This window comes from Cryobacterium sp. TMT1-66-1, from assembly GCF_004403435.1.
Taxonomy (GTDB): Bacteria; Actinomycetota; Actinomycetes; order Actinomycetales; family Microbacteriaceae; genus Cryobacterium; species Cryobacterium flavum.
Genome location: NZ_SOGP01000006.1, coordinates 28,776 through 50,821, shown reverse-complemented (window position 1 = coordinate 50,821; position 22,046 = coordinate 28,776). Strand labels below are relative to the sequence as shown.

General features: G+C 65.1%; 23 protein-coding genes and 1 tRNA gene. 13 read left to right on the top strand and 11 right to left on the bottom strand.

Features of this window, described 5'->3' with window-relative positions:
• Positions 1–23: 23 nt before the first annotated feature.
• Together E3T29_RS02680 and treS are read right to left on the bottom strand one after the other, a co-directional pair.
• A complete protein-coding gene (locus tag E3T29_RS02680; protein WP_134343973.1) occupies positions 24–728 on the bottom strand; it encodes a GAF and ANTAR domain-containing protein in 705 nt (234 codons plus the stop codon).
• 115 nt (positions 729–843) lie between these two features.
• Positions 844–2,541: a maltose alpha-D-glucosyltransferase gene (treS, locus tag E3T29_RS02675; protein WP_104090322.1), complete on the bottom strand. Its 1,698-nt coding sequence runs from the start codon at positions 2,539–2,541 to the stop codon at positions 844–846.
• A gap of 116 nt (positions 2,542–2,657) precedes the next feature.
• Here treS and E3T29_RS02670 point away from each other — a divergent pair, with 116 nt between their 5' ends.
• Entirely contained in the window at positions 2,658–3,593 is a 936-nt protein-coding gene (locus E3T29_RS02670) for an alpha/beta fold hydrolase (protein ID WP_134343972.1), read from the top strand.
• Positions 3,590–4,663 carry a glycosyltransferase family 1 protein gene (locus E3T29_RS02665; RefSeq protein WP_134343971.1) on the top strand — a complete coding sequence of 358 codons (1,074 nt, stop codon included), beginning with the start codon at positions 3,590–3,592 and terminating at the stop codon, positions 4,661–4,663. The genes E3T29_RS02670 and E3T29_RS02665 overlap by 4 nt, the downstream gene beginning before the upstream one ends.
• A gap of 169 nt (positions 4,664–4,832) precedes the next feature.
• Here the strand turns inward: E3T29_RS02665 and E3T29_RS02660 are convergent, their stop codons facing one another.
• Positions 4,833–5,486, bottom strand: a complete 654-nt coding sequence (locus E3T29_RS02660; protein WP_092340134.1) for a histidine phosphatase family protein — start codon at positions 5,484–5,486, stop codon at positions 4,833–4,835.
• Positions 5,487–5,492: 6 nt separating this feature from the next.
• Entirely contained in the window at positions 5,493–6,380 is an 888-nt protein-coding gene (locus E3T29_RS02655) for a Sir2 family NAD-dependent protein deacetylase (protein ID WP_370449113.1), read from the bottom strand.
• Between the two features lie 197 nt (positions 6,381–6,577).
• Between E3T29_RS02655 and E3T29_RS02650 the strand changes: the two genes are divergently transcribed.
• Together E3T29_RS02650 and E3T29_RS02645 are read left to right on the top strand one after the other, a co-directional pair.
• Entirely contained in the window at positions 6,578–7,387 is an 810-nt protein-coding gene (locus E3T29_RS02650) for an RNA methyltransferase (protein WP_134343969.1), read from the top strand.
• A 53-nt stretch (positions 7,388–7,440) separates the two neighbouring features.
• Positions 7,441–8,682, top strand: coding sequence for a D-alanyl-D-alanine carboxypeptidase family protein (locus E3T29_RS02645; RefSeq protein WP_134343968.1), 1,242 nt, complete (start codon positions 7,441–7,443; stop codon positions 8,680–8,682).
• Between the two features lie 9 nt (positions 8,683–8,691).
• Here E3T29_RS02645 and E3T29_RS02640 read toward each other — a convergent pair whose 3' ends face one another.
• Positions 8,692–9,480: an SGNH/GDSL hydrolase family protein gene (locus E3T29_RS02640; RefSeq protein ID WP_134343967.1), complete on the bottom strand. Its 789-nt coding sequence runs from the start codon at positions 9,478–9,480 to the stop codon at positions 8,692–8,694.
• Positions 9,481–9,565: 85 nt separating this feature from the next.
• On the opposite strand from E3T29_RS02640, the gene E3T29_RS02635 reads away from it, so the two are divergent.
• Complete coding sequence (locus tag E3T29_RS02635; RefSeq protein WP_134343966.1) at positions 9,566–11,383, top strand: DEAD/DEAH box helicase; 1,818 nt, start codon at positions 9,566–9,568, stop codon at positions 11,381–11,383.
• A gap of 21 nt (positions 11,384–11,404) precedes the next feature.
• Here E3T29_RS02635 and E3T29_RS02630 read toward each other — a convergent pair whose 3' ends face one another.
• Entirely contained in the window at positions 11,405–12,607 is a 1,203-nt protein-coding gene (locus tag E3T29_RS02630; protein WP_198417708.1) for a PLP-dependent aspartate aminotransferase family protein, read from the bottom strand.
• A gap of 118 nt (positions 12,608–12,725) precedes the next feature.
• On the opposite strand from E3T29_RS02630, the gene E3T29_RS02625 reads away from it, so the two are divergent.
• Positions 12,726–13,205: an Lrp/AsnC family transcriptional regulator gene (locus E3T29_RS02625; protein ID WP_092107921.1), complete on the top strand. Its 480-nt coding sequence runs from the start codon at positions 12,726–12,728 to the stop codon at positions 13,203–13,205.
• A gap of 93 nt (positions 13,206–13,298) precedes the next feature.
• On the opposite strand, the gene E3T29_RS02620 is transcribed toward E3T29_RS02625, so the two are convergent.
• Positions 13,299–13,502, bottom strand: a complete 204-nt coding sequence (locus tag E3T29_RS02620; RefSeq protein WP_035840308.1) for a cold-shock protein — start codon at positions 13,500–13,502, stop codon at positions 13,299–13,301.
• Between the two features lie 309 nt (positions 13,503–13,811).
• Positions 13,812–14,648: a DUF3097 domain-containing protein gene (locus tag E3T29_RS02615; protein WP_134343964.1), complete on the bottom strand. Its 837-nt coding sequence runs from the start codon at positions 14,646–14,648 to the stop codon at positions 13,812–13,814.
• Between E3T29_RS02615 and E3T29_RS02610 the strand changes: the two genes are divergently transcribed.
• Positions 14,647–15,417 (top strand): SOS response-associated peptidase, encoded by a 771-nt coding sequence (locus E3T29_RS02610; RefSeq protein ID WP_233197533.1) that lies wholly within the window; start codon positions 14,647–14,649, stop codon positions 15,415–15,417. The two genes, E3T29_RS02615 and E3T29_RS02610, sit on opposite strands and share 2 nt — an antisense overlap.
• Positions 15,418–15,520: 103 nt before the next feature.
• Entirely contained in the window at positions 15,521–15,685 is a 165-nt protein-coding gene (locus E3T29_RS19535; protein WP_166789798.1) for a hypothetical protein, read from the top strand.
• 18 nt (positions 15,686–15,703) lie between these two features.
• Here the strand turns inward: E3T29_RS19535 and E3T29_RS02605 are convergent, their stop codons facing one another.
• Positions 15,704–16,351: a DUF1345 domain-containing protein gene (locus tag E3T29_RS02605; protein ID WP_241987602.1), complete on the bottom strand. Its 648-nt coding sequence runs from the start codon at positions 16,349–16,351 to the stop codon at positions 15,704–15,706.
• A 134-nt stretch (positions 16,352–16,485) separates the two neighbouring features.
• Between E3T29_RS02605 and E3T29_RS02600 the strand changes: the two genes are divergently transcribed.
• The gene (locus E3T29_RS02600; protein WP_134343963.1) at positions 16,486–17,421 is read left to right on the top strand and encodes a DnaJ domain-containing protein; all 936 of its coding nucleotides are present in this window, start codon (positions 16,486–16,488) and stop codon (positions 17,419–17,421) included.
• Here the strand turns inward: E3T29_RS02600 and E3T29_RS02595 are convergent.
• Positions 17,418–18,317 carry a hypothetical protein gene (locus E3T29_RS02595; RefSeq protein WP_134343962.1) on the bottom strand — a complete coding sequence of 300 codons (900 nt, stop codon included), beginning with the start codon at positions 18,315–18,317 and terminating at the stop codon, positions 17,418–17,420. The genes E3T29_RS02600 and E3T29_RS02595 overlap by 4 nt on opposite strands.
• 90 nt (positions 18,318–18,407) lie before the next feature.
• Here E3T29_RS02595 and E3T29_RS02590 point away from each other — a divergent pair, with 90 nt between their 5' ends.
• The 4 genes from E3T29_RS02590 to E3T29_RS02575 all read left to right on the top strand — a co-directional run bounded on the left by E3T29_RS02590 (position 18,408) and on the right by E3T29_RS02575 (position 21,819).
• A complete protein-coding gene (locus tag E3T29_RS02590) occupies positions 18,408–18,788 on the top strand; it encodes a hypothetical protein (RefSeq protein ID WP_092340146.1) in 381 nt (126 codons plus the stop codon).
• A 91-nt stretch (positions 18,789–18,879) separates the two neighbouring features.
• Positions 18,880–19,986 carry a sigma-E factor regulatory protein RseB domain-containing protein gene (locus E3T29_RS02585; RefSeq protein WP_134343961.1) on the top strand — a complete coding sequence of 369 codons (1,107 nt, stop codon included), beginning with the start codon at positions 18,880–18,882 and terminating at the stop codon, positions 19,984–19,986.
• Positions 19,983–20,957: an ATP-binding cassette domain-containing protein gene (locus E3T29_RS02580; RefSeq protein ID WP_134343960.1), complete on the top strand. Its 975-nt coding sequence runs from the start codon at positions 19,983–19,985 to the stop codon at positions 20,955–20,957. Before E3T29_RS02585 ends, E3T29_RS02580 begins: the two co-directional genes overlap by 4 nt.
• The gene (locus E3T29_RS02575; RefSeq protein ID WP_092340148.1) at positions 20,944–21,819 is read left to right on the top strand and encodes an ABC transporter permease; all 876 of its coding nucleotides are present in this window, start codon (positions 20,944–20,946) and stop codon (positions 21,817–21,819) included. Before E3T29_RS02580 ends, E3T29_RS02575 begins: the two co-directional genes overlap by 14 nt.
• Before the next feature lie 90 nt (positions 21,820–21,909).
• Here E3T29_RS02575 and E3T29_RS02570 read toward each other — a convergent pair.
• Positions 21,910–21,994 (bottom strand) — tRNA-Leu (locus tag E3T29_RS02570).
• Between the last annotated feature and the right edge of the window lie 52 nt (positions 21,995–22,046).

Here is a 22,046-nt window from a genome sequence, read left to right as displayed (position 1 = left end):
TGTGGTATTTCGTCAGTTTTTACCTAGTCAGTTTCCTGGCTGAATTGCAGCCGCCTTGCGACCACGTCTCCCGCGACGGCGCGCACCGTTATTCCGTGGGCGAAGGCGTGCGCGCGAAGCAGCAACAGGGCATCCGTCGGTGTGACGTTCATCTGCACCAGCACCATGCCGATGGCCTGATGAATTTCCCGTCGCGACAGGGGCGACCCCGTGGAGGCCTGGGATGCCGTTGACGTCACGGACGTTTCGCCTGCTTCGGCCGACTGCACCCGCAACAAGTGGTCGAGCAGGTTCCAGGCGGTCTCGGTGGCCAGGACCAGCGCTTTGGCGCGGTCCGCGCGATCCAGTACCCCTGCTGTCGTGCTGTACAGCTCGACGATGCCGACGTCGAGCGCTCCGAGAGTGAGCGGGAAAACGTACAGCGCCTCGACCGTCGTCTCCATCAGCGCGGTGTGAAAAACCGGCCACAGCGGATGCTCTGCCTCACGTACTCGAGGCTCCAAAACGGGCAGCCGGGTGCGAGCCGCCTCCCAACGGGGACCTTCCCCGAGATCGAACTGCAGCTCGTCGAGGCGAGCAGCAAGGCGATCGGTGGCACACACGATCGATTCGGGCATCGCACCGCCGAAAACGGAGACAGCAGCACCATTCACGGGCAAAAGGTCAAGAAAATGGGCGCACAGGGCTGTGTCCTCGACTCCGCCTTCTGAACTAGACCATTCAGCCACGACCGGCCTCCAGAGCGTTTGCGACGGATTGCTTATCCCAAGCCTACGTCGCGCGCGCAAGCGCGACAATGACCGTTCACGCGAAGTTCGTCACGGTGCGGAATGACCCACGCCCTCAGCCGCAGTGCAACCAGTAGAAGCTCTGGGCGCCGAGGGTGAGTGTGAGCGAACCTTCCTCGTTGAAGCTGGGAAACACCGCACCGCCGAACAGGTCGTACAGCCGGGTTCCGGCCATGTCGACATCCTCGATGGTAAAGGCGACCGGGTTGTGCGAGAAGCTGAACACGCACATCACCGTTTCCGGCTGGTCGCCGAACATGGAGCCCGAGCCGGCGTAGCTGCGGGTGAACACGAGGACCGATTCGTGGGTGGTCTTGAGAACACGAATCTTGCCGAGTCCAAAGGTGGGATGGGCCTTGCGCACGTGGATGACATTGCGAATCCAGTGCAGCAGCGAACCGGACTGGGCCAGCTGGGATTCCACGTTGGTCTGCGTGAAGTTGTAGACGAGAGACTGCACGATTGGCAGGAACAGTTTGCCCGGGTCGGCATCGGAAAAGCCGGCGTTGCGGTCGGGGGTCCACTGCATCGGTGTGCGGGAACTGTCCCGGTCGGGAAGCCAGATGTTGTCGCCCATGCCGATCTCGTCGCCGTAGTACAGAAACGGGCTGCCGGGCAGGGCGAACAACAGGGCGTGGGCGAGCTCCAGTTCGGCGCGCGAGTTGTCGAGCAACGGTGCCAGTCGCCTGCGAATGCCGATATTGGCGCGCATCCGTGGGTCGTAGGCGTACCAGCCGTACATGGCCTGCCGGTATTCCTCGCTGACCATTTCCAGGGTGAGCTCGTCGTGGTTGCGGAGAAACACGCCCCAGCCGGCGCCGTCGGGAATGTCGGTGGTCTCGGAGAGCACCCGCACGAGTTCGTTGGCCTGCTGCGAGCGCAGGGAATAGAAGATGCGCGGCATCACCGGAAAGTCGAACGCCATATGGCATTCCGGTTCGTCCTCGGTGCCGAAGAAGGCGGCGACTTCGCGCGGCCACTGATTGGCCTCGGCGATCATGACCCGGCCGGGATATTCACGATCGACCATGGCGCGGAGCCGCTTGACGAATTCGTGCGTCGGCGGTTCGCCCTCGCCGTTGCCCTCCTCGGATTCAAACAGGTACGGGATCGCGTCCAGCCGAAAGCCGTCGACACCGAGATCGAGCCAGAAGCGAATGACATCGAAGATGGCATCCTGCACGGCCGGGAGTTCGAAGTTGAGGTCGGGCTGGTGCGAGAAGAACCGGTGGAAGAAGAACTGGCGCCGCACCGGGTCGAAGGCCCAGTTCGATTCTTCGGTGTCGGTGAAGATGATGCGAATATTCGGGTACCGCTCGTCGGTGTCGCTCCAGACGTAGAAGTCCCCGTACGGCCCGTCGGGATCCTCGCGGGACTGCTGAAACCACTCGTGCTGGTCGGAGGTGTGATTGAGCGGAAAGTCGATCACGATGCGCATATTGCGTTCGTGCGCCTTGGTGACGAGGTCTTTGAACTCCTCGAGGGTGCCGAATTCCGGAAGAATGGTTCGGTAATCGGAAACGTCGTAGCCGCCGTCTTTCAGCGGGGAGTTGAAGAACGGCGGAATCCACAGGGCGTCGATGCCCAGCCATTGCAGGTAATCAAGCTTCGATACCAGGCCGGACAGATCGCCGGAGCCGTCGGCATTGCTGTCGACAAACGAACGCACCATCACCTCGTAGAAGACGGCTCGGCGATACCACCGCGGATCGAGGGCCAAACCGGGCAACTGAATGGGTGCGGTAAAGCTCACGGCTTTCCTTCCGTCCCGGCAAAGGGCTCTCTCGATGCAAATGGTGGCTAGAGTCTAGATCGACCACCCCGGTGCACGTCCAGCCTTGCGTAAGTCACGCGCCTAAACTAGGGCCGATGATCGTTTCTTCTCCCTACGACAAGCTTCTGCAGAGCCTCCCGGTACTCGCGCTCACCGCATCCGTTCCCGGCACCGACGGGCAGAGCAGTGACACGCGGTACTGGGACTACGGCGACCCCACCGCGCCCACAACGCTCGTGCTGGTGCATGGCTTTCGTGGCGACCACCACGGTCTGCAGCTGGTCGTGGCCGAGTTGCTCAGCGACGACCCACACTCGCCGGCGCTGCGCATCCTGGCACCCGACCTGCCGGGTTTCGGCGAATCGGCCCCGCTCCACGACGGGGTTCATTCCCTCGCGGCGTACGCCCGCTGGCTCGAGGAATTCCTCGGCGTGCTCGCCCCGACCGGGCGGCTAGTGGTACTGGGCCATTCTTTCGGTTCGATTGTGGTCGCGGCGGCAGCCGCAGCGGGGCTGACCGCCGACGAGATCATCCTGGTCAATCCGATCGCCGCGCCGGCCCTGTCGGGGCCGCGCGGAGTGCTGACCCGGCTTGCTGTGTTCTACTACTGGGCAGCGGCGAAATTGCCGGAGCGCTGGGGCTACGCGCTCTTGCAGAACCGTGCCATCGTGCGCATCATGAGCGTGAGCATGGCCAAGACGCACGATCCGGCTCTGCGTCGCTGGATCCACAATCAGCACGACCGCTATTTCAGTGCCTTTGCCAACCGCCGGGTCGTCATGAATGCGTTCACGGCGTCGGTCAGTCACGATGTGAGCGAGTTCGCTACCCGCATCCTTCAGCCGACGCTGCTGATCGCGGCCGACAAGGACGACATCACGCCACTCGCGGCGCAATATCGACTGCAGACGCTCTTTCCCAACGCCAGGTTGCGGGTTATCAACAACGTCGGGCACCTCATCCACTACGAACAGCCACAACCGGCCGCACTGTTCATCCGGGAATTCATGGCTGAGGAGCTGGCGCTATGAGAATTGTCGTCGACTGCCGTTACGTTCGCTTCGACCACCACGACGGCATCAGCCGCTACACGGCGGGGCTTGTGACCGAACTGGGCCGCCTGCATCCGCTCATGATGCTCATCAGCGACCATCGTCAACTCGACATGTTGCCTGCGCTGCCGTGGCAGCTGGTGCGCGCCCCGACCAGCCTGCTCGAACCACTCATCGCGCTCTCGGTCAACCGGCTGAAGCCCGACGTCGTGTTCAGCCCGATGCAGACTATGGGTTCCTGGGGCCGCAAGTACCGGTTATTCCTGACCGTGCACGACCTTATCTACTATCGCAATCGCACGCCCCCGCGTGACCTGTCGCCGTTTATCAGGCTGCTCTGGCGGGTCTACCACCTCTCCTGGTGGCCACAACGGATGCTGCTGAACGGCGCCGACGGCATCGTGACGGTGTCCGAGACCACCCGTTCACTGATCAATGAGCACCATCTCACCCGGCGTCCGGTCACCGTGGTGCCGAACGCCGCCGACACCGTTCCGGGCATCCCGAGTCATCGGAGCATCGCGGAAACCACCCGCCTAATCTATATGGGCTCCTTCATGCCGTACAAGAACCTCGACACTCTCGTGCTGGCCCTGGCCGACCTGCCCGAGTACGAACTGCACCTGCTCAGCCGGGTGTCGGCGACCGAGCGAAACCGGCTGACCCGCCTGGCTCCGCAAGCCCGGCTGGTCTTTCACGACGGGGTGACCGATGAGGATTACCACGCCCTGGTGCGCTCGGCTACCGCCCTCGCCACCGCGTCGCTCGATGAGGGCTTCGGTATTCCCCTGGTCGAGGCGATGAGTTTGGGTATCCCCGTCGTGGTCAGTGACATTCCGATCTTTCGCGAGATCGGCGGCGACGCGGCGCTGTACTTCGACCCGCGCAGTGCCGATGCCATTACTGCGGCCGTTCGGAATCTCGCGGAGCCGGGGGAGTGGGCAACGCGCTCCGCGCTGTCGATCGAACAGGCGGCCCGCTTTACCTGGGCGGCGTCGGCCCGTACCCTGCTCGACGTGCTCGAGGGAACCGTTCCGACTACTCCGTAGCTGCATTTCACGCCGCGCGGGAGCTGCGCAGTTGCGCGGGAGGCGCAACCCGCGCGCAGCGGCGCAGGTCGAGCGCCTCGCGTAGCGCTGGAGTTGTGGCCAGACCTGTTCTCCCGCGCACTGGCGCAAGTCCAGCGTGACGCGTGGCATCCGTGCGGTTAGGAACAGGTCAGAGCACCGGGGAGGCTGCGGCCTCACCGCGGTCGCCGGGAGACCGGGTGGTCGCGTCGAAGTGGGTCAGCAGCAGCTGGTCGTTCTGCCACCGAAAATCGTGCACGGACCCGTTCGCGATGAATTCGCCGTGCCGGGGTCGCTCACCCTCGGTGACATGGCGTAGCAGCGTGCCGATGATGCCGCCGTGGCTGAGCACGAGCACACGCTGCCCGGCTCGCCCGGCCGCCAGGGTCGCGAGGGCGGCGAGCACCCGATCAACGACATCGCGCCGAGTCTCTAATCCCGGAACAACGACACCATCGGGAAAGCGATGCTGACGCTCGGCGAAGGTGAGCCCTTCGATGGCCCCGTGGTGGCGTTCGGTGAGGGCGGGAACGATGAGTGGTTCGCTCAGTCCGAGCTCGGCCGCGATGATGTGGGCGGACTCAGAAGCGCGAAGGAGCGGGCTGCTCACGATGGCGTCCCAGCGCCGCGACTGTAACCGCTCGGCAGCGGCAGCGGCCTCGGCTCGCCCGGTCGCGTTGAGGGGGATATCCGTGCTGCCCTGGATGCGGTGATGCAGGTTCCAGTCCGTCTGGCCATGACGCACGATCGAGAACGTGGTCGTCGCGGATTCACCCGACGGATCGGGACTTCGCTGGGCAGACACGCGCGGTCAGCCCAGCAGACGTTCGGCGAGTGCGGCGAGGGTTTCCGAGGTACCGGCCTCGAGCTTGTGCAGGGCACGCCCGTCACCCTTGGTCACGCCACGGTTAATGACAATGATCGGCAGCTTGCGCCGGCGTGCCTGTTCGACCAAGCGGATGCCGGAATTCACCGCCAGCGAGGACCCGGCCACGATGAGGGCGTCAGCGCTCTGGATCAAAGCGGATGCCTCCAGAAACGTTTCCGTCGGAACGAGCTCGCCGAAGAACACCACGTTCGGCTTGAGCATTCCCCCGCAAACCGTGCACGCCGGAACCACGAAGTCGTCGATATTCCCCACATCGGCATCGCCGTCGGGAGCGATCCGAATGCTCTCCGGGTCGCGGAGCACGGGGTTGTCCTTTTCCAGCCGCGCCGCAATGCTGTCACGGCCGAAGGCCTGACCGCAGGCCAGACAGATCACCCGGTCGAGGGAACCGTGCAACTCGACCACATGGCGTGAACCGGCGCGAGTGTGCAGGCCGTCGACATTCTGGGTGATCACTCCGGCAATGGCGCCGGCGCTCTCAAGCTGAACGAGCGAGCGGTGTCCCAGGTTCGGTTCGGCCTGGTGAAACACCCTCCAGCCCAGGTGGCTGCCGGCCCAGTAGCGTTTGCGGGACCGTTCATCGGCGACGAAGGTCTGAAAGTTCATCGGGGTTCGCGTCGGTGCGCCCGCGCCGCGATAGTCCGGAATTCCCGAATCGGTACTGAGGCCGGCGCCGGTGAGAACGGCGGCGCGTTTGCCGCGCAGCAGAGCGGCGACAGCATCCACTGCCCGTTCCGAATCGAGCGCGACAGCGGAGGCCAGCGCTGCGGCGGTATCGGGGGCGTCGGCGGGCTCAAGCGCGTCGACCAACACCGTGCCGTCCGCAGCGGTGCCGTGCGCAGCCGTGTCGCTGGGCTGGGCCGAATCGGCGGTCATCGGCGCTCCTTTCGTACCAGGGCGAGCAGAAACAGCTGCCCGTCCCTTGAGTCTAAACTCGTCTGTTTTCCGGTTTGACTACCCACCTGTCAGGCTTGAGCTCAACCACTCATCTCGGAAGGCACTTCTTCGTGCAGATCACCCGCATCACCGACCTGTCCAGCCCGGGTCTCGCCGACTATTCGCGTTTGACCGATGTCGCCCTCCGGCGTGTTCTCGAACCGGCCGGCGGCCTGTATATCGCTGAGTCACCCAAAGTGATCGCCCGGGCGCTGAACGCCGGACACCGACCACGGTCGTTGCTGATTCAGGAACAGTGGATGCCCGACGCCGAGCGGCTTCTGGCCGACTGGCCTGACGTGCCCGTCTACGTGGGTGAGGCCAGCGTGCTCGAGCAGCTCACCGGCTACAACCTGCACCGCGGAGCCCTCGCCGCCATGCACCGGCCGGCACTGCAACCGGTCCAAGCACTGATCAAGACGGCCCGCCGAATCGTGATTCTCGAGGACATCGTCGACCACACCAACGTCGGTGCCATCTTTCGTTCGGTGGCCGGACTCGGCGCCGACGCCGTGCTGATCACGCCGCGCTGTGCCGATCCACTGTATCGACGCAGCGTGCGCGTGAGCATGGGCACTGTGCTGCAGGTCCCGTGGACCCGACTGCCGGAGTGGAGCGTGGCCACCCCGCTGCTGCACGCCGCCGGCTTCCACCTGGCAGCCCTGGCGCTAGAGGACAACGCGGTCTCGCTCGACGTGTTCGCCGAGACCACACCCGAACGACTCGCCATCATCCTCGGCGCCGAGGGCGACGGGCTCAGCCAGCACGCGCTGGCCGCCGCCGACACGGTCGTGACAATTCCCATGCTGCACGGCGTCGACTCGCTCAACGTCGCCTCGGCAAGCGCGGTCGCACTCTACGCCCTGCGCGTTCGCGCGTGAACACCCGGGCCGACCGGACCGGTTTCACCCAGCGAAGAAGTTAGGCTGAACGGATGTCTCCCTCCCGGCGTGTCCTCCTCCGGCGCCGCAGGCTCGCCGTCTTCAGCATTCTCCTCGTAGTCGTGGGCGTTATCGGCTACGTCGGTGCCACCAACTTGGCCCCCGTGCCGGCGAGCGCAGCCGATCTCGTTCAACCGGCATCGCTCACCCCGCCGGTAGCTGCCCCGACCTGGCCGGCTTTTGGCGAGAGCGCCATCGGTGCGGTCGGCTTCCCGGGCGTTCTGGCCTCGAGCGGCGCTCAGGACACGGTACCGATCGCGAGCATCACCAAAATGGTCACCGCCCTCGTCATCCTGGACGCGAAACCGCTCGGCGCCGGCGAGGCCGGGCCGGACATCACGTTCACCGATGCCGACGTGGACATCTACTACGACGTGATCGCCGAGAACGGCTCGGTCGCTCCGGTCGTCTCCGGAATGGTACTCACCCAGCGCGAGTCCTTCGAAGCGATGCTGCTGCCATCGGCCAACAATTACGCGGCCTCCCTCGCGGTATGGGCCTTCGGATCGATCGACGGCTACCTGGCGGCAGCGAAGACCTGGCTCGCCGCCAACGCCCTGACCCAGACCACTGTGACCGACACCAGCGGCCTGTCCACGTCGAGCGTGAGCAGCCCGGCCGACCTCGTCGAGATCGGCAAACTCGTCGTCGGCCACCCCGCCCTCGCCGAAATCGTGGCCCTGCCCTCGGCGGTCTTGCCGGTCATCGGAACCATCACCAACACCAACAAGCTGCTGGGGCGCGATGGCGTCGACGGTATCAAGACCGGGACAACGGATGTCGCCGGCGCCTGCCTGTTATTCTCAACCGACTTCACCGTCGGCACCAGCACGGTCACCCTGGTCGGGGTGGTGCTCGGCGGTGACACGCACTCCGAACTCAACTCGGCGATCGCCGCGCTGATCGAGAGCGTGCAACCCGGTTTTCACGACGTCGTCCTCGCCGAGGAAGGCGCCGTGTTCGGCAGTTATACGACCCAGTGGGGTGACGAGAGCGACATCGTGGCCGAGCGGGCGGCATCCGTTCTGGTCTGGTCGGACTCGCCGATCACTGGAGGGGTGACGGCAGAGGATGTGCAGCTCGGCCGGGCCGGGGACGAGGTAGGTACGGTGTCGTTCACGATCGGTGGGGCAACGCCGACGACCGTATCGGTGCCGCTCGAACTCCACCAGACTCTGGCCGATCCCGGTCCGGCCTGGCGCATGGGGCACCCCGGCGAACTCGCCGCCGGCTGACCCGGGCGCTCAGACCGTGGGGAGCGTGAACGGGCCGGCGTCAGGCCGCTTGGGCAGCACGTGGTCGCCGGAGGACTGGTGGCGCACCCGGCGCAGCACCCACGGAACGAGGTATTCCCTGGCCCAGGCGAGGTCTTCCGTACGTGCCTGACGCCAGGTGGTGCCCGGCATCGGCTCGGGTTCGCTCGGTGCAAGAGAATTCTTCACGTTGAGGGTCTGCAAGACCATACGAGCGACCGTGTGGTGCCCGAGCGCGTTCAAGTGCAACCGGTCGGGTGCCCACATGCGTGGGTCCTGAATCTCGGTGAGCTGCCACATATCGGCCACGATGCAGTCGTACTTCGTGGCGACCGCGCGAATGTTTTCGTTATAGATGGCGACCTTGCCGCGGATACTGCGAAACACGGGGGAGAAGCCCACATCGGCGCCGGTGAACAGCACGACCGTCGCGCCGTCGCTGGTCAACCGGGAAATAGCGTCGTCACAGCGCGCCGCGATGGCGTCCGGGTCGGTTCCCGGGCGAATCACGTCGTTGCCGCCGGCCGAGATGGTGATCAGATCGGGGCGCAGCGCCAGAGCCGGCTCGATCTGCTCATCGGCAATCTGTCGAATCAGTTTGCCGCGCACGGCGAGGTTGGCGTAAGCGAAGTCCTCCGTGCCGACGCTGAGAATCTCGGCGACCCGGTCGGCCCAGCCTCGGTGCCCGCCGGGGCTCTGCTGTTCCGGATCGCCGATGCCCTCGGTAAATGAATCGCCGAGCGCGACGTAGCGCGACCATGGATGCTGTTGCTTCGTCATCAGACCATTGTGTCTGAACATTGTCGCGCTCGTCGAACCTGAGTGCGGACGCGAACGTCGGTGGGCTTTGGTAGATTTGTCAGAAGTGAATACTCCATCGGTTTTCGGTCCCGCACAGGGAACGAGTGCAGCCGAACACCTGTCGCCGTCCTTTCCCGAACGCGCGGCCTGGGGCACCGCAGGCAAGCTGCGCGCCTGGCAGGCCGAAGCACTGGAAGCCTATTTCGTGCACGAACCGCGCGATTTTCTGGCCGCAGCCACGCCGGGTGCCGGCAAGACCACGTTTGCCCTGCGACTCGCTGCCGAACTTCGATCCCGGCGCACCATCGATCGCATCACCGTCGTGGCGCCGACTGAGCATCTCAAGAACCAGTGGGCGGATGCCGCGGCGCGCGCGGGCATCCGTCTGGATCCGATGTTCAAGAACGCTGACCGCAGCTACGGCAGCCACTACCACGGCGTCGTCGTGACCTACGCGCAGGTTGCCGCCCGGGCCGCCCTGCACAAGCAGCTCACCGAATCCAGCCGCACCCTCGTCATTCTCGACGAAATCCACCACGGGGGAGACGCCCTCAGCTGGGGCGACGCCATCCGCGAGGCGTTCGGGCCGGCCACCCGGCGACTCTCCCTCACCGGCACCCCGTTCCGCTCTGACACGTCACCGATCCCGTTCGTCAGCTACCTGCCCGATAAACACGGCATCCGCATGTCGCAGAGCGACTACGCCTACGGCTACGGCCGCGCCCTGGCCGACGGCGTCGTACGTCCGGTGATGTTCATGGTCTACGCCGGGCACATGAAGTGGCGCACCAGGGCCGGCGACGAGATGGAAGCGAAGCTCGGCGAGGGCAACACCAAGGACATCACCAGCCAGGCCTGGCGCACCGCGCTCGAGCCGAGCGGCCAGTGGATTCCGTCCGTGCTGCGCGCGGCCAACTCTCGCTTGACCGAGGTGAGGCACGGCATACCGGATGCCGGTGGTCTCGTTATCGCCACCGACCAGACCACCGCACGTGCCTACGCCGTCATCCTCGAGGACATCTGTGGCGAGCCGGTCACCATCGTGCTCTCCGACGAGAAGGAGGCCAGCGACCGCATCGACGAGTTCTCCAAGAACACCCGCCGCTGGATGGTCGCTGTGCGCATGGTGTCGGAGGGCGTCGACGTTCCGCGCCTCGCCGTCGGCGTCTACGCGACGAGCGCGGCCACGCCGCTGTACTTCGCCCAGGCGATCGGCCGGTTCGTGCGGGCGCGGCGACGCGGTGAGACGGCATCCATTTTTCTGCCGAACGTTCCCGGGCTGCTCAGCCTTGCGAACTCGCTCGAACTGGAACGCGACCATGCCCTCGACCGCAGCAATCGGGAGAACGGCGACGATGGAATGTACAACCCCGAAGACGCCATGGTCGCCGCGGCCAACAAGGAGGAGAAAGCGTCTGATGACCTCGGCCTGGACGATTTCACCTGGCAGGCCCTCGATTCCCAGGCCATCTTCGACATGGTCATGTTCGACGGTGACGAATTCGGTGAGCTGGCCGAGCCGGGCACCGACGAGGAGTTCGACTTCATCGGCATTCCGGGCCTGCTCGAGCCCGAGCAGGTCTCCGAGCTGCTGCGGCAGCGCCAATCCCGACAGTCCAAACGGTCAACCGACAAACGCAAAGACCCGGTGACCGGTGAAATCGGCCCGCTCGAGCCGCCGCCCCTGTACCGCACCCTCAAGGAACAGCGCACGCTGTTGTCAAGCCTGGTCGGCATGTGGTCGAAGCTCGCCAATGAACCGCACGGCATGATCCACGCCGAGATGCGGCGTATCTGTGGCGGGCCCGCCGTCGCCCAGGCCAGCGTCACCCAGCTGCAGATGCGCATCGACCTGCTGCGCCGCCGCCTCGGCCGCAGCTAGTCACGCGGCTGCTGCGCCGATCTAGCCGGCCGCACCGGAGGTGTTGCCCGCGCCCACCGGCACCCGGGCCACCAGCAGGGCGGTCAGAATGTCGTCCATGAGGTCGTCGACGTGCTCCAGCCCAATGGAGATACGCACGATTCCGGCGGCGGGCCGGGCGTCGGGCGCGACCGGTCGGTGGGTGAGCGACGCCGGATGCTGCACCAGGGAATCGACGCCGCCGAGCGACACGGCGTGGGTGATCAGGCCGAGCGCCTCGGTGAAACGCAGGGCCGCCGCGTAGCCGCCGAGATCCAGGGCGAGGAGCGATCCGGCGCCCGAGCACTGCCGCCCGATCAGTCCCTGCGGGTCCTGGCCGGGGAGCCCGGGGTAGAGCACCCGCACCAGGGCCGGGTGTCCGGCCAGCCGAGTCGCCACTTCCGCCGCCGTCGCCTGCTGGGCGCGTACCCGCACCGGGAGGGTGCGCAAACCGCGATGCAGCAGGTAGGCATTGAACGGGGTCAGCAGGCCGCCGGTGAGCGCCCGCACCTGCCGCAGGCGCACCATCCACTCCTCGGACCCGGAGACCGTCCCGCCCATCGCGTCGCCGTGTCCGCCGAGAAATTTGGTCGCGCTGTGCAGCACCAGGGTTGCTCCCGACTCGATCGGACGCTGCAGTACGGGCGTCGCGAAGGTGTTGTCGACCAGTACCGGCACGTCTCCGGCCGCGTCGACGACCGCCCGAATATCGGTCAGTTCGAGGGTCGGGTTGGCCGGTGTCTCCAGAATGACCAGGCCGGTATCCGAGCGGATGGCGGCGGTCACCCCGGCCAAATCTGTCCAGGTGACGGTCGTTCTGAGCAGCCCGCTGGCCAGGACATGATCGGTCCCGCCATACAGTGGTCGCAGGGCCACGATGTGCGGTTTTCCGGCGGTGACCGTGGCGATCAGGGTCGCGTTGAGAGCGGCCATTCCGGTGGCGAAGGCCACCGTGCCCTCCGCCCGCTCCAACGCTGCGAGGGCGCTTTCGAAACGGGCGACGCCGGGCTGCCAGAGGCGCTGGTACACGGCTGAGTCCCCGGGTTCCGGGGTTCCGCCGGTCGCGAGATTCTCGTACGACTCACCGCCGGATTCCACACCGCGCAGCGGATTAGTGGTGGACAGGTCGATACCGGGAACGTGAACGCCCGCCTCGGTGAGGCCGTCCATTCCGGCATGCACGGCGAGGGTTTCAATATGTGACATCGGTGGCAGCATGCCCTCACAGAAACAGATTCTGTGCGGTCGCGCAAGTGACCCTGCAGACCCTTGCAATTCCAAGACAGGAATCGCATAAACTCCTTAGTAATAAGGGAGTCTGTTGATGGAATCGAAGAAGCCAGAACTTGATCGGGTTGACCGCGCGCTGTTGCGCGCCCTGTCGGTCAATGCCAGGGCTTCCGGGGCAGCCCTGGCCAGTGAAATCGGCGTTGCCGAGTCCACCGTGTCGCTGCGCCTGCGTCGTCTGCAGCAGCTCGGCCACATTCGTGGCTACCGGGCCAATATTGACCTGGCTGCCCTCGGTGCCAGCTTGCAGGCTCTCATCTCGGTGCGGCTGGCCAAGCACGCCCGCGTGCAGATCGACGACTTTCGGAACGCGGCCCCGCACTGGCCCGGCGTGATCGGGTTGTTCCACACCGCGGGTGCCGACGACTACCTGCTGCACGTGGCCGCAGCGGATGCGTCCCACCTGCGGGACTTCGTGCTCGAGCACCTCGCGGAGCATCCGGCGGTCGCCCACACCGAGACCAACCTCATCTTTGAGTATGTCGACGGCGACGGCTGGCAGGACCTGGTGAAGTAACGGGCGGCCGGTCGCAGCAGCTGCCCGGCCCCGTATCCGGTTAAAACAAGAACGCCCCCCGCCGAAGCGGAAGGCGTTCTTCGCAAGCTCTATTTAGAGGGCGCGGATGTTCTCGGCCTGAGGACCCTTGGGGCCCTGGGTTACCTCGAACTCGACCTTCTGGTTCTCATCGAGGGACTTGTAGCCATTCGACGCGATCGCGGAGTAGTGCGCGAAAACATCGGCGCTTCCGTCGTCGGGTGCGATAAAGCCGAAGCCCTTTTCAGCGTTGAACCATTTCACGGTACCTGTTGCCATTTGTAAAACTCCTCCAGGAGTGTAAGACCGGCCCCGACTGTCGGGACCGTTCGTCGCGGTATTCGTCGTCCGCTTCCGAAAGGAATGTGGCGCACTAACTGCGATCCAGATGAATCACGATCAATGCGTTTAAGACGTGCAAGCACTACAACTTCGAGTCCAACACTAGCCCACATGTCTGGATGGTTTCGGAATTCCCTGCCTTTTTAACACGAAAGCGTTACGTTTACCGGAAAAAACGGGTGAACTCCGGGTCTACCACTGGTAGTCAGCGCTCCGGGAGCATTCCGAAAAACTAATCCCGGCGTGTCATTCGGCTGTCACAAAGTCGATCAGGTGTTCCACTCGGCCGAGAAGTTGCGGTTCCAGGTCGGCAAACGTGCGCACCTGGCCGAGAATGCGCTGCCAGGCCCTGGCTATGTCAGCCTGCTCCTCGTGCGGCCAACCGAGCGCGTCGCAGATACCGTGCTTCCACTCAATGCTGCGCGGAATATCGGGCCACACCGTGAGGCCCACCCGGGCTGGTTTCACCGATTGCCAGACGTCGACGAACGGATGCCCCACCACCAGCACGCTCGCCGCATACGGGCCGCGCGCCACGGCTTCCGCGATGCGGCTCTCCTTCGAGCCCGGCACGAGGTGATCCACCAGCACGCCCACCCGACGCCCGGACCCCGGACGAAATTCTCGAAGGATCTCGTCGAGGTTATCGACACCCTCAATGTACTCAACGACCACTCCCTCGATCCGCAGGTCGGCACCCCAGACCTTTTCGACCAGTTCGGCATCGTGCCGGCCCTCGACGAAGATGCGGCTGGCGCGAGCGACCCGGGCCGGGGCATCCGGCACAGCGGTCGAGCCCGAGGCGGTGCGCACTCGGCCTAGGGCCGCGGCCATCGTCGGAGCAATTAGGGTGACGGGGCGACCGTCAATCAGAAAGCCGGAACCGAGCGGAAACAGTCTCAGCTTGCCGTGCCGATCCTCCAGGGTGACGATCTTCTTCTCCACGCGGATGACGGCACCGCAGAACCCGGTGGCGACCTCCTCCACCACCAGGTCGCGGGTGGCTTCCTGGGTCGGAATGATAATGCGGCCGGCGTCGCGCCAGCCGGGGGAGAGCACGTCTGCACTGTATCGATCGTCCATGGCATCGACGCTAGTCGACGACGCTCTCCGCTCCGGCATGACGCGGTATTCTGAAGGCATGTGTGGTCGATTCATCATTACCGATACGGCGCCGGATCTGGCTGCCATGTTCGATGTCGAGCATGAGGGGGAGAATCTTCCTGAGCCGTCGTGGAATATCCGGCCGACCGAGCAGATCCCGATCGTGCTCGAGTCCAAACGCACCGACCCGGCCGTGCGCCGGCTGGAATCGGCACGCTGGTCGCTGATCCCGTCTTTTGCGACCGAACCGACGTCGAAATTTCCCACCTTCAACGCTCGGGCAGAAACCGCCGCCGAGAAACCGACGTTCAAGACCAGCGTCAAGTCGCGGCGTGCCCTGGTTCCGGCGACCGGCTACTTCGAGTGGCACACCGAGGGCACCGTGAAAACTCCCTATTTCATTCACTCCGACGATGGCCTGCCGCTCGCATTCGCCGGCCTGTATTCCTGGTGGAAGAATCCGGCTGCCGCTGACACCGATCCGGCGCGGTGGGTGCTGTCCGCGACTATTTTGACAACGGATGCGCGGGGCCCGCTCGCGCAGATCCATGACCGCGCCCCCGTCGCCCTACCGGAGGAGTGGTGGGACCAGTGGCTGGATCCCGCCACCGAGGGCGATCAGACCCTGGTCGATGCCGCCGTGGCGGCCTCCCGCGAGGTGGTGGAATCGCTCAACTTCTACCAGGTTGCGCCGATATCGGGTAACGGCCCCGAATTGATCGAGCCGGTCGACAACGATTCGGTGTAATTGCGCTCTGCCCTAACCGGTACGCTCGAATCAGTACGAATACTCAGTACGTTCACATCAGTGGCTGCACAATTGCGCGGGCGCTGCCCTGAAAGGAACACCCATGAACATTGTCGCCTTCGTCGTCGCGTTTGCGATCTTCGTCTTCGGTTTTTGGCTGTTCGGCCTGGCCTTCTCGGTCACCTCGCTGATGCTGCCGATTTTCATCGGCGGAATCCTGTGTGTGGCCCTCGCCATGGCGATCCCGTTCCACCTCTTGCGCAACTAAACCACGCTTGCTGCCGGCTCAGTGCAGTAAGCCAGCCACCAGGTTGATGAGCGTGGCTAGAATCACTGATCCGAACGGAAACGACAGCAGCGCGTGCCGCAGCGTCGTCATCCGCAGCGCGTGACTCTGAATGCTCGTGTCTGACACCTGATAGGTCATGCCGATGGTGAATGCCAGGTAGGCGAAGTCGCTGTACCTTGGCGGTTCGGTCTGATTGAAGTCAATGCCGCCGGGGGAGTCGCTGTAATACAGCGAGGCGTAGCGCAGCGTAAAGAGGGTGTGTACGAGAACCCAGGACAGCGCGACGCTGGCAATGGCTACACCGGCCAGAAGCCCGCGCTGCGTCCCCGAGGTCGCCGAAGTCCCCAGCAGCAACACGACTATGGCGCCGAGGCTCGCGAGCCCGGCCAGCAGGATGAGAAATTCCGAGGCTCCCCTCGAGGGGTCTTCGCGGGTCGCGTGGCGGGCCGTCGACGCGGCATCCTGTCGCCCGATGGCGATCCAGACCCAACCGATGTAGGTCACGCAGGCCGCCGCCCAGCCGAGGATCACCGCGAGGGCCCAATCGCCGGGTACGCCAGCGACGAGGCCAACGACGACTCCGACGATGAGCATGACGACCAGTCGGGTGCTGTACCGGTGCACTGACGCTAGGGAAATGGTCACAGGCTGATCGTGGCACAGAATGGCCCGATCACCCGTACAGCGCACCCTCGGCGCGGTGTCAGAATCGCACGGTATTGTAAATTTCCGATCGATTTCGCATCGATTGTCGTCGAACACGAAAGGTCCCGCCCAGGATGCAAGACAGCCCGGCCGCATCCACCCCCTACGAGGTCCTGGGAGTGAGTCCGACCGCGACCGAGGATGAGTTGCGTCGCGCCTATCGGCTGCTGCTGCGCCAGACCCACCCCGACGTCGGCGGAAGTGCCACCAAATTCCATGCCGTGCAGCTCGCCTGGGAACGTATCGGCAGCCCCGAGAACCGGGCCGCCTACGATCGCCGCCGCTTCGGTGATGCAGACCCGACCGCTCCAGCGGATGCCTACGCCGCCCCGTCCGCCCGCGGCCCGGCCACCAAGTCCAGCCTGAAAACCCGCATGCACGGTCACCCAGGCGGCCAGGCTCGCCTGAGATACCTCGATCTAGTACGCGAATGGGCCGGCCGCGGCACGGTCATCGACGACCCGTACGCCCCCGCGTTGATTCGCAGTGCCCCGAGATTCGTGCGGCACTGCCTGGCCAAGGCCCTGGCCGAGGAGGCCACGGCCCAGCTCGTGGCCAATCTCGGTATCGGTTTCACCGCCTGGCATGACATCGACACCGGCGGCCAGACCGACAAAGTCGACCACATCATCCTCGGCCCGGCCGGACTGTTCGGCCTGCTCTCCGAAGACTGGGGCGGCGCGGTGCAGTTGCGCCGCGGCGAACTGGCCGGCGACGAAGTACCGGAGGAGGATCGCCCGATCCACCAGTTCGAGGACGCCGCTCGCTCCATCAGCCGAGCGCTCAAGGTGCGCTTCACCGCGCTCATCGTCGTTCTCCCCGATGGTGCGCTCGACGAAGCGGTCTCACTGCCGAAGCGCGGCAGACGGCCGATGATCATCATCATCCCGCGGTCGCGCCTGGTTGGCGTGCTGCGCGAGGGACTGGCCGGCATGGAACGCGGCAGCTTCGAGAAAGTGTTCGAGCTGCGCAGTACCCTGCAAAACGGCATCCGTTTTGTGAATACCTAGGCGGGCAGGGCCAGCTTCTCGACCCAGTAGCGCAGAAACGTCGCCCCGGCTTCATCGTGGATCTGGTCGCCGATCACGATCACCGGATAAGGCCGGTCCAAAATGCCGTCGGACGGCCGCACGTCAACGTGGGACACGTCGTAGCCCGCCTCGTGCAGGTGATCGGCCATGCGATAGTCGCTGCGGGAATCGCCCACCGACCGCCAGAGTCGGGGTAACGGCCCGGTCTCGGCAAAGTAGGCGAGGGCTCGCTTGGCGGCATGGTCTTTGTCGAGTGTGACCGACTCGATGTCGGTGGAGATGATGGTGGCATCCAGCCGAAACGGAACCTGACCGGATTCGTCTGGCGACTCTCGATCGTCGAAGCGAACGCCGAGCCCGTGTTTCACCAGGAGGGCAAAAGCGGCCTCGTTGAAGCCGGATTGGCGGGCGAGATAATTCGCGTGGCTCACGTCCGTACGTTGTTCGACCGAGATCATCGCCTGCTTGGTCTCATCAAAGAACATCTCGGCCGAGAACGAGTCGGCGACGAGCTGGCGCACCTCGTCGATGACCGCGGTCGGCAGGGCAACACTCTGATCGATGACCACGTCTCCCATGCCTTCCACCCCGATCGGAAACCACACCGCGCCCTTCTCGCAGACGCCGTACATGCGAAAGGAATCCGGCAGCCCGGCCGCGACGAGCGGCGCGACAACCTGCTCGCGGATGAAATCGGCTGACCGGCCCGTGATGAACGCGATCGGCACGTGTCCGGCCGCGAGGGTGATCAGATCGGTCAGGATGCTCGATGTCGCGATGGTGCGCGTGATCGGGCTCGCAATCGGACCGTCGACGTCAAGAAGCAGTCCCAGCGGGGATACGGGCAGTCCGGGCGAGGAGAGAGGTGTAGACATTTCGCCATTCTCCCATAGCGGTCGAAATCGGATCCGCAGGGGGGGAGCGGATGCTGCGCGGGCCCGCCGAGCGCCTATCGTTGTCCAAAGATGATTACGCGACGAGAAGTAGCACTGCGCCTGGACATACCGTTGGAAATGGCGGCACGCCACGGAATTCCCTCACGCCTCAGCGAGGGCCAGCTCGCCAAACTAGAGGCCGAACCGCCGGCCTGGCTGGTGCAGTCGCGAGCCAATCGCACCGGCAAAAAGCCCGTCTGGGCGCAGCTGACCTGCACGATCTGCGGGTACACCGAAGCTGTTCGCCCGAAGAAATGGTGGCCGACTTTCACCTACATCAGCTGCTCCAACCACGGTTTCGATGAGTTGCCCGAACCGGCCGCCGGTTTTGGCCGCACCGAGTGTGACGGCATCGGCAGCCAGTTCATCGGCATCACCGATGAGGCGCTGAGCCCGCCCGAACCGACCTGACCCTGCTGAAAGTACGCTGATCGCGTGGCCGTTGGACACCGCGCAGGGCGTACGATCACGGTATGAATCTGATCGCATCGGGCCGTTGATCATGTCCCGCAATTCATTGAAGTGGCTCCCTGCCATCGTCGTGCCGGCCGTTGTCGTCGCAGCGGTCATCGCCGTGCCGCTTGCGGCCGGTGCTGCCGTCGATCTGCCCGACAAGACGGCCGAGCAGGTTCTGCTCCTGGTCAACGACAGCACCGTGTCGACCTTCTCCGGAACGGTCGCCCAAACCACTGATCTTGGCCTGCCCAGTCTTGACCTGGGCGCGGGAATGCCCGGCACGTCGTCGGCCGCTGCCGTGAGCACGGCCCTCGAATTGCTCAGCGGCTCCCACGAGTTTCGTGTGTACGTCGGTGGCGAGAGCCAGTCCCGCGTGCAGATCAAGGACCGGATGGCTGAACGCGATGTCGTGCGCAATGGCAGCGACGTTTGGTTGTACGACTCGAGCACGAACGCGGCGACTCATCTGAGCATTCCGGCCGATCTTGCCGCCACCGCCCAGGCGAAGGCCGCCGAACTCGAGTCACAGCTCCCGGCCGACCTGTCATCTCCGGCTCAGCTCGCCGAACGTTTCCTCGCCAACCTTGACCCGAGCACAGCGGTCTCGGTGGGCACCGACGCCCGGGTCGCCGGCCGTAACGTCTATCAGCTGGTCCTGACGCCGAAAGCGACCGACACCCTCGTCGCATCCGTTTCAATCGCGGTGGACTCCGAGACCGGCCTGCCGCTGCAAGTGACCGTCGAGGCCCGGGGCCAGAGCGCACCCGCGCTGCAGGTGGGCTTCACCACCATTGACTTCTCCGCTCCAAACGCTGACCTATTCGACTTCGTGCCGCCGGTTACCGCCACGGTGACGACCCCGGCCTTCCCGACCAAGCCCGACGGCTCTGCCGCCAGCGACACGGGTGACCACAGCCCGGCAGCGGGAGGGTCCCCGGTCATCACGGGCACCGGCTGGTCCAGCATCATCGAGGTGCCCGCCCTCGCCGTACCGGCCGAGGTGGGCGATAATCCCATGCTTGAGCAGCTCACCGAACCCGTCGCCGGCGGACGTACACTGACCACGTCACTCCTGATGGTATTCCTGGCCACCGACGGTCGCGTCTTCGCCGGGGCAGTTCCATTGGCGCAGCTCCAGGCCGCCGCCGAGTGACCCCGGCGCTCAACCCGCCCGCCCCAAGCCTCGCCATCGAGAGTCGGGGGCTGACCAAACGGTTTGGCAGCCAAACCGCGGTGAACGGCATCGACCTCGCCGTTCCCCGCGGTTCCGTCTTCGGTTTTCTCGGTCCGAACGGTTCCGGTAAGACCACCACGATTCGCATGCTGCTGGCCCTCAGCCAGGCCAGCAGCGGAACGATCACCGTGCTCGGTCGGAGTATGCCGGCCGGGCTGCACGATGTTCTGCCCCGCGTGGGCGCCCTGGTTGAAGGTCCCGCCTTCTATCCCTTTCTCTCCGGGGCGGCCAACTTGCGGCGGCTGGACACCGCCGATCGGTACGCGCCAGGAGCGACCCGCCGGGCTCGGATGCAGCTGGCCCTGGAACGCGTGGGCCTCACCCACGCCGCCGACAAGAAGGTGCACGCCTATTCACTTGGCATGAAGCAACGGCTGGGCATCGCCAACGCCTTGCTGCTCCACAGGGAGCTGCTCATCCTCGATGAGCCCACGAACGGACTCGACCCCCAGGGCACCCGGGAAGTCCGCAGCCTGGTGCGCTCACTGGCCGCCGAGGGCACGACCGTGTTCGTTTCCAGCCATCTGCTGGCCGAGGTCGAACAGATGTGCACGCACGCCGCCGTGATGAGCGCCGGCAGCATCGTCGCCCAGGGCACCCTGGCCGCTCTGCGTGCGGTCGGCGAGACCCGGATCCGCGTGCGTACCCCGGATACCGCGGGCGCGGTGCGCGTGCTCACCCACCTGGGTCTGATGCCGCAGGCGGGATCGCCTGATGATGGTGACTCGATCGTAACCGCGCCGCTCGTCGACACGAGCTGGCTGCCGGAGGCGATCGTGAAGGCTCTCGTGGCTGGCGAAGTGCGCATTCGCGGCTTCGCGATCGAGGAACCGAGCCTTGAAGAACGTTTCGTCGCACTGACCGGGGAGGGTTTTGATGTCGTCCAGTGAGGTTCTGCCGGGCGAACGCCCGAGCGTAGTGTCGGCGCGCCGCGGCAGCGGATGGTCGCTGCTCGGCTCCGAAATCTCGGTACTGTTTCGTCGGCGCCGCACCTGGGCCATGCTGGTCGCCGTGGCGCTCATCCCCATTCTGCTCGCTGTGGCCGTACGTCTGTCGTCGGAGGCGCTGGCCCCGGGGGAGGGACCGCCGTTTCTGGATCGAGTGACCCAGAACGGTCTTTTCGTAGGCTTCACCGCCATGGTCGTCGCTATCCCGCTGTTCCTGCCGCTGACCATCGGTGTGGTCGCCGGGGATACCATCGCCGGGGAAGCCGGCCTCGGCACCCTGCGCTACCTGCTGGTGGCGCCGGCTGGCCGTGTGCGGCTCCTGCTCGTCAAATATGCCGGAGCTGCCCTGTTCTGCCTCGTGGCGACGCTGACCCTCACGGTGTCCGGAGCGATTATCGGGGCCGCGCTCTTCCCGGTCGGCCCGGTCACGCTGCTCTCCGGCGACACCATCAGCGTCAGCGAGTCGCTCGCGCGCTCACTGCTGGTGGCGGCCTATGTCACGGTGTCCCTGCTGGGCCTGTCGATGATCGGGCTGTTCATTTCCACGCTCACCGACGTTCCCGTCGGGGCCATGGCGGCGACGATCGTGGTCTCGGTGGTCGCGCAGATCCTCGATGTGATTCCGCAGCTGTCCTGGCTGCACCCGTGGCTGTTCAGCCACTACTGGCTCGGTTTCGCCGACCTGCTGCGGCAGCCTCTCGACCTCGGCTCGTTCGGTCAGAATGCGATCGTGCAGCTGGGTTACCTGGCCGTTTTCGGGGCGCTGGCCTACAGCCGTTTCGTGACCAAGGACATCCTGTCCTGACGGAGTTAACGAGACAGGGCCGGATCCAATGGATCCGGCCCTGTGAACTGTCTCAACCAGTCCTCGTTGATTTCTCGCAAGAAATCTCCGTGTCCGAGATGGGAATTGAACCCACACGCCCTTAACGGGCACTGGCACCTCAAGCCAGCGCGTCTACCAATTCCGCCACCCGGACTGGGTGAAACGGCCTCCGGATGAACCGGCTGCCGAGGTAATAACTTAGCACG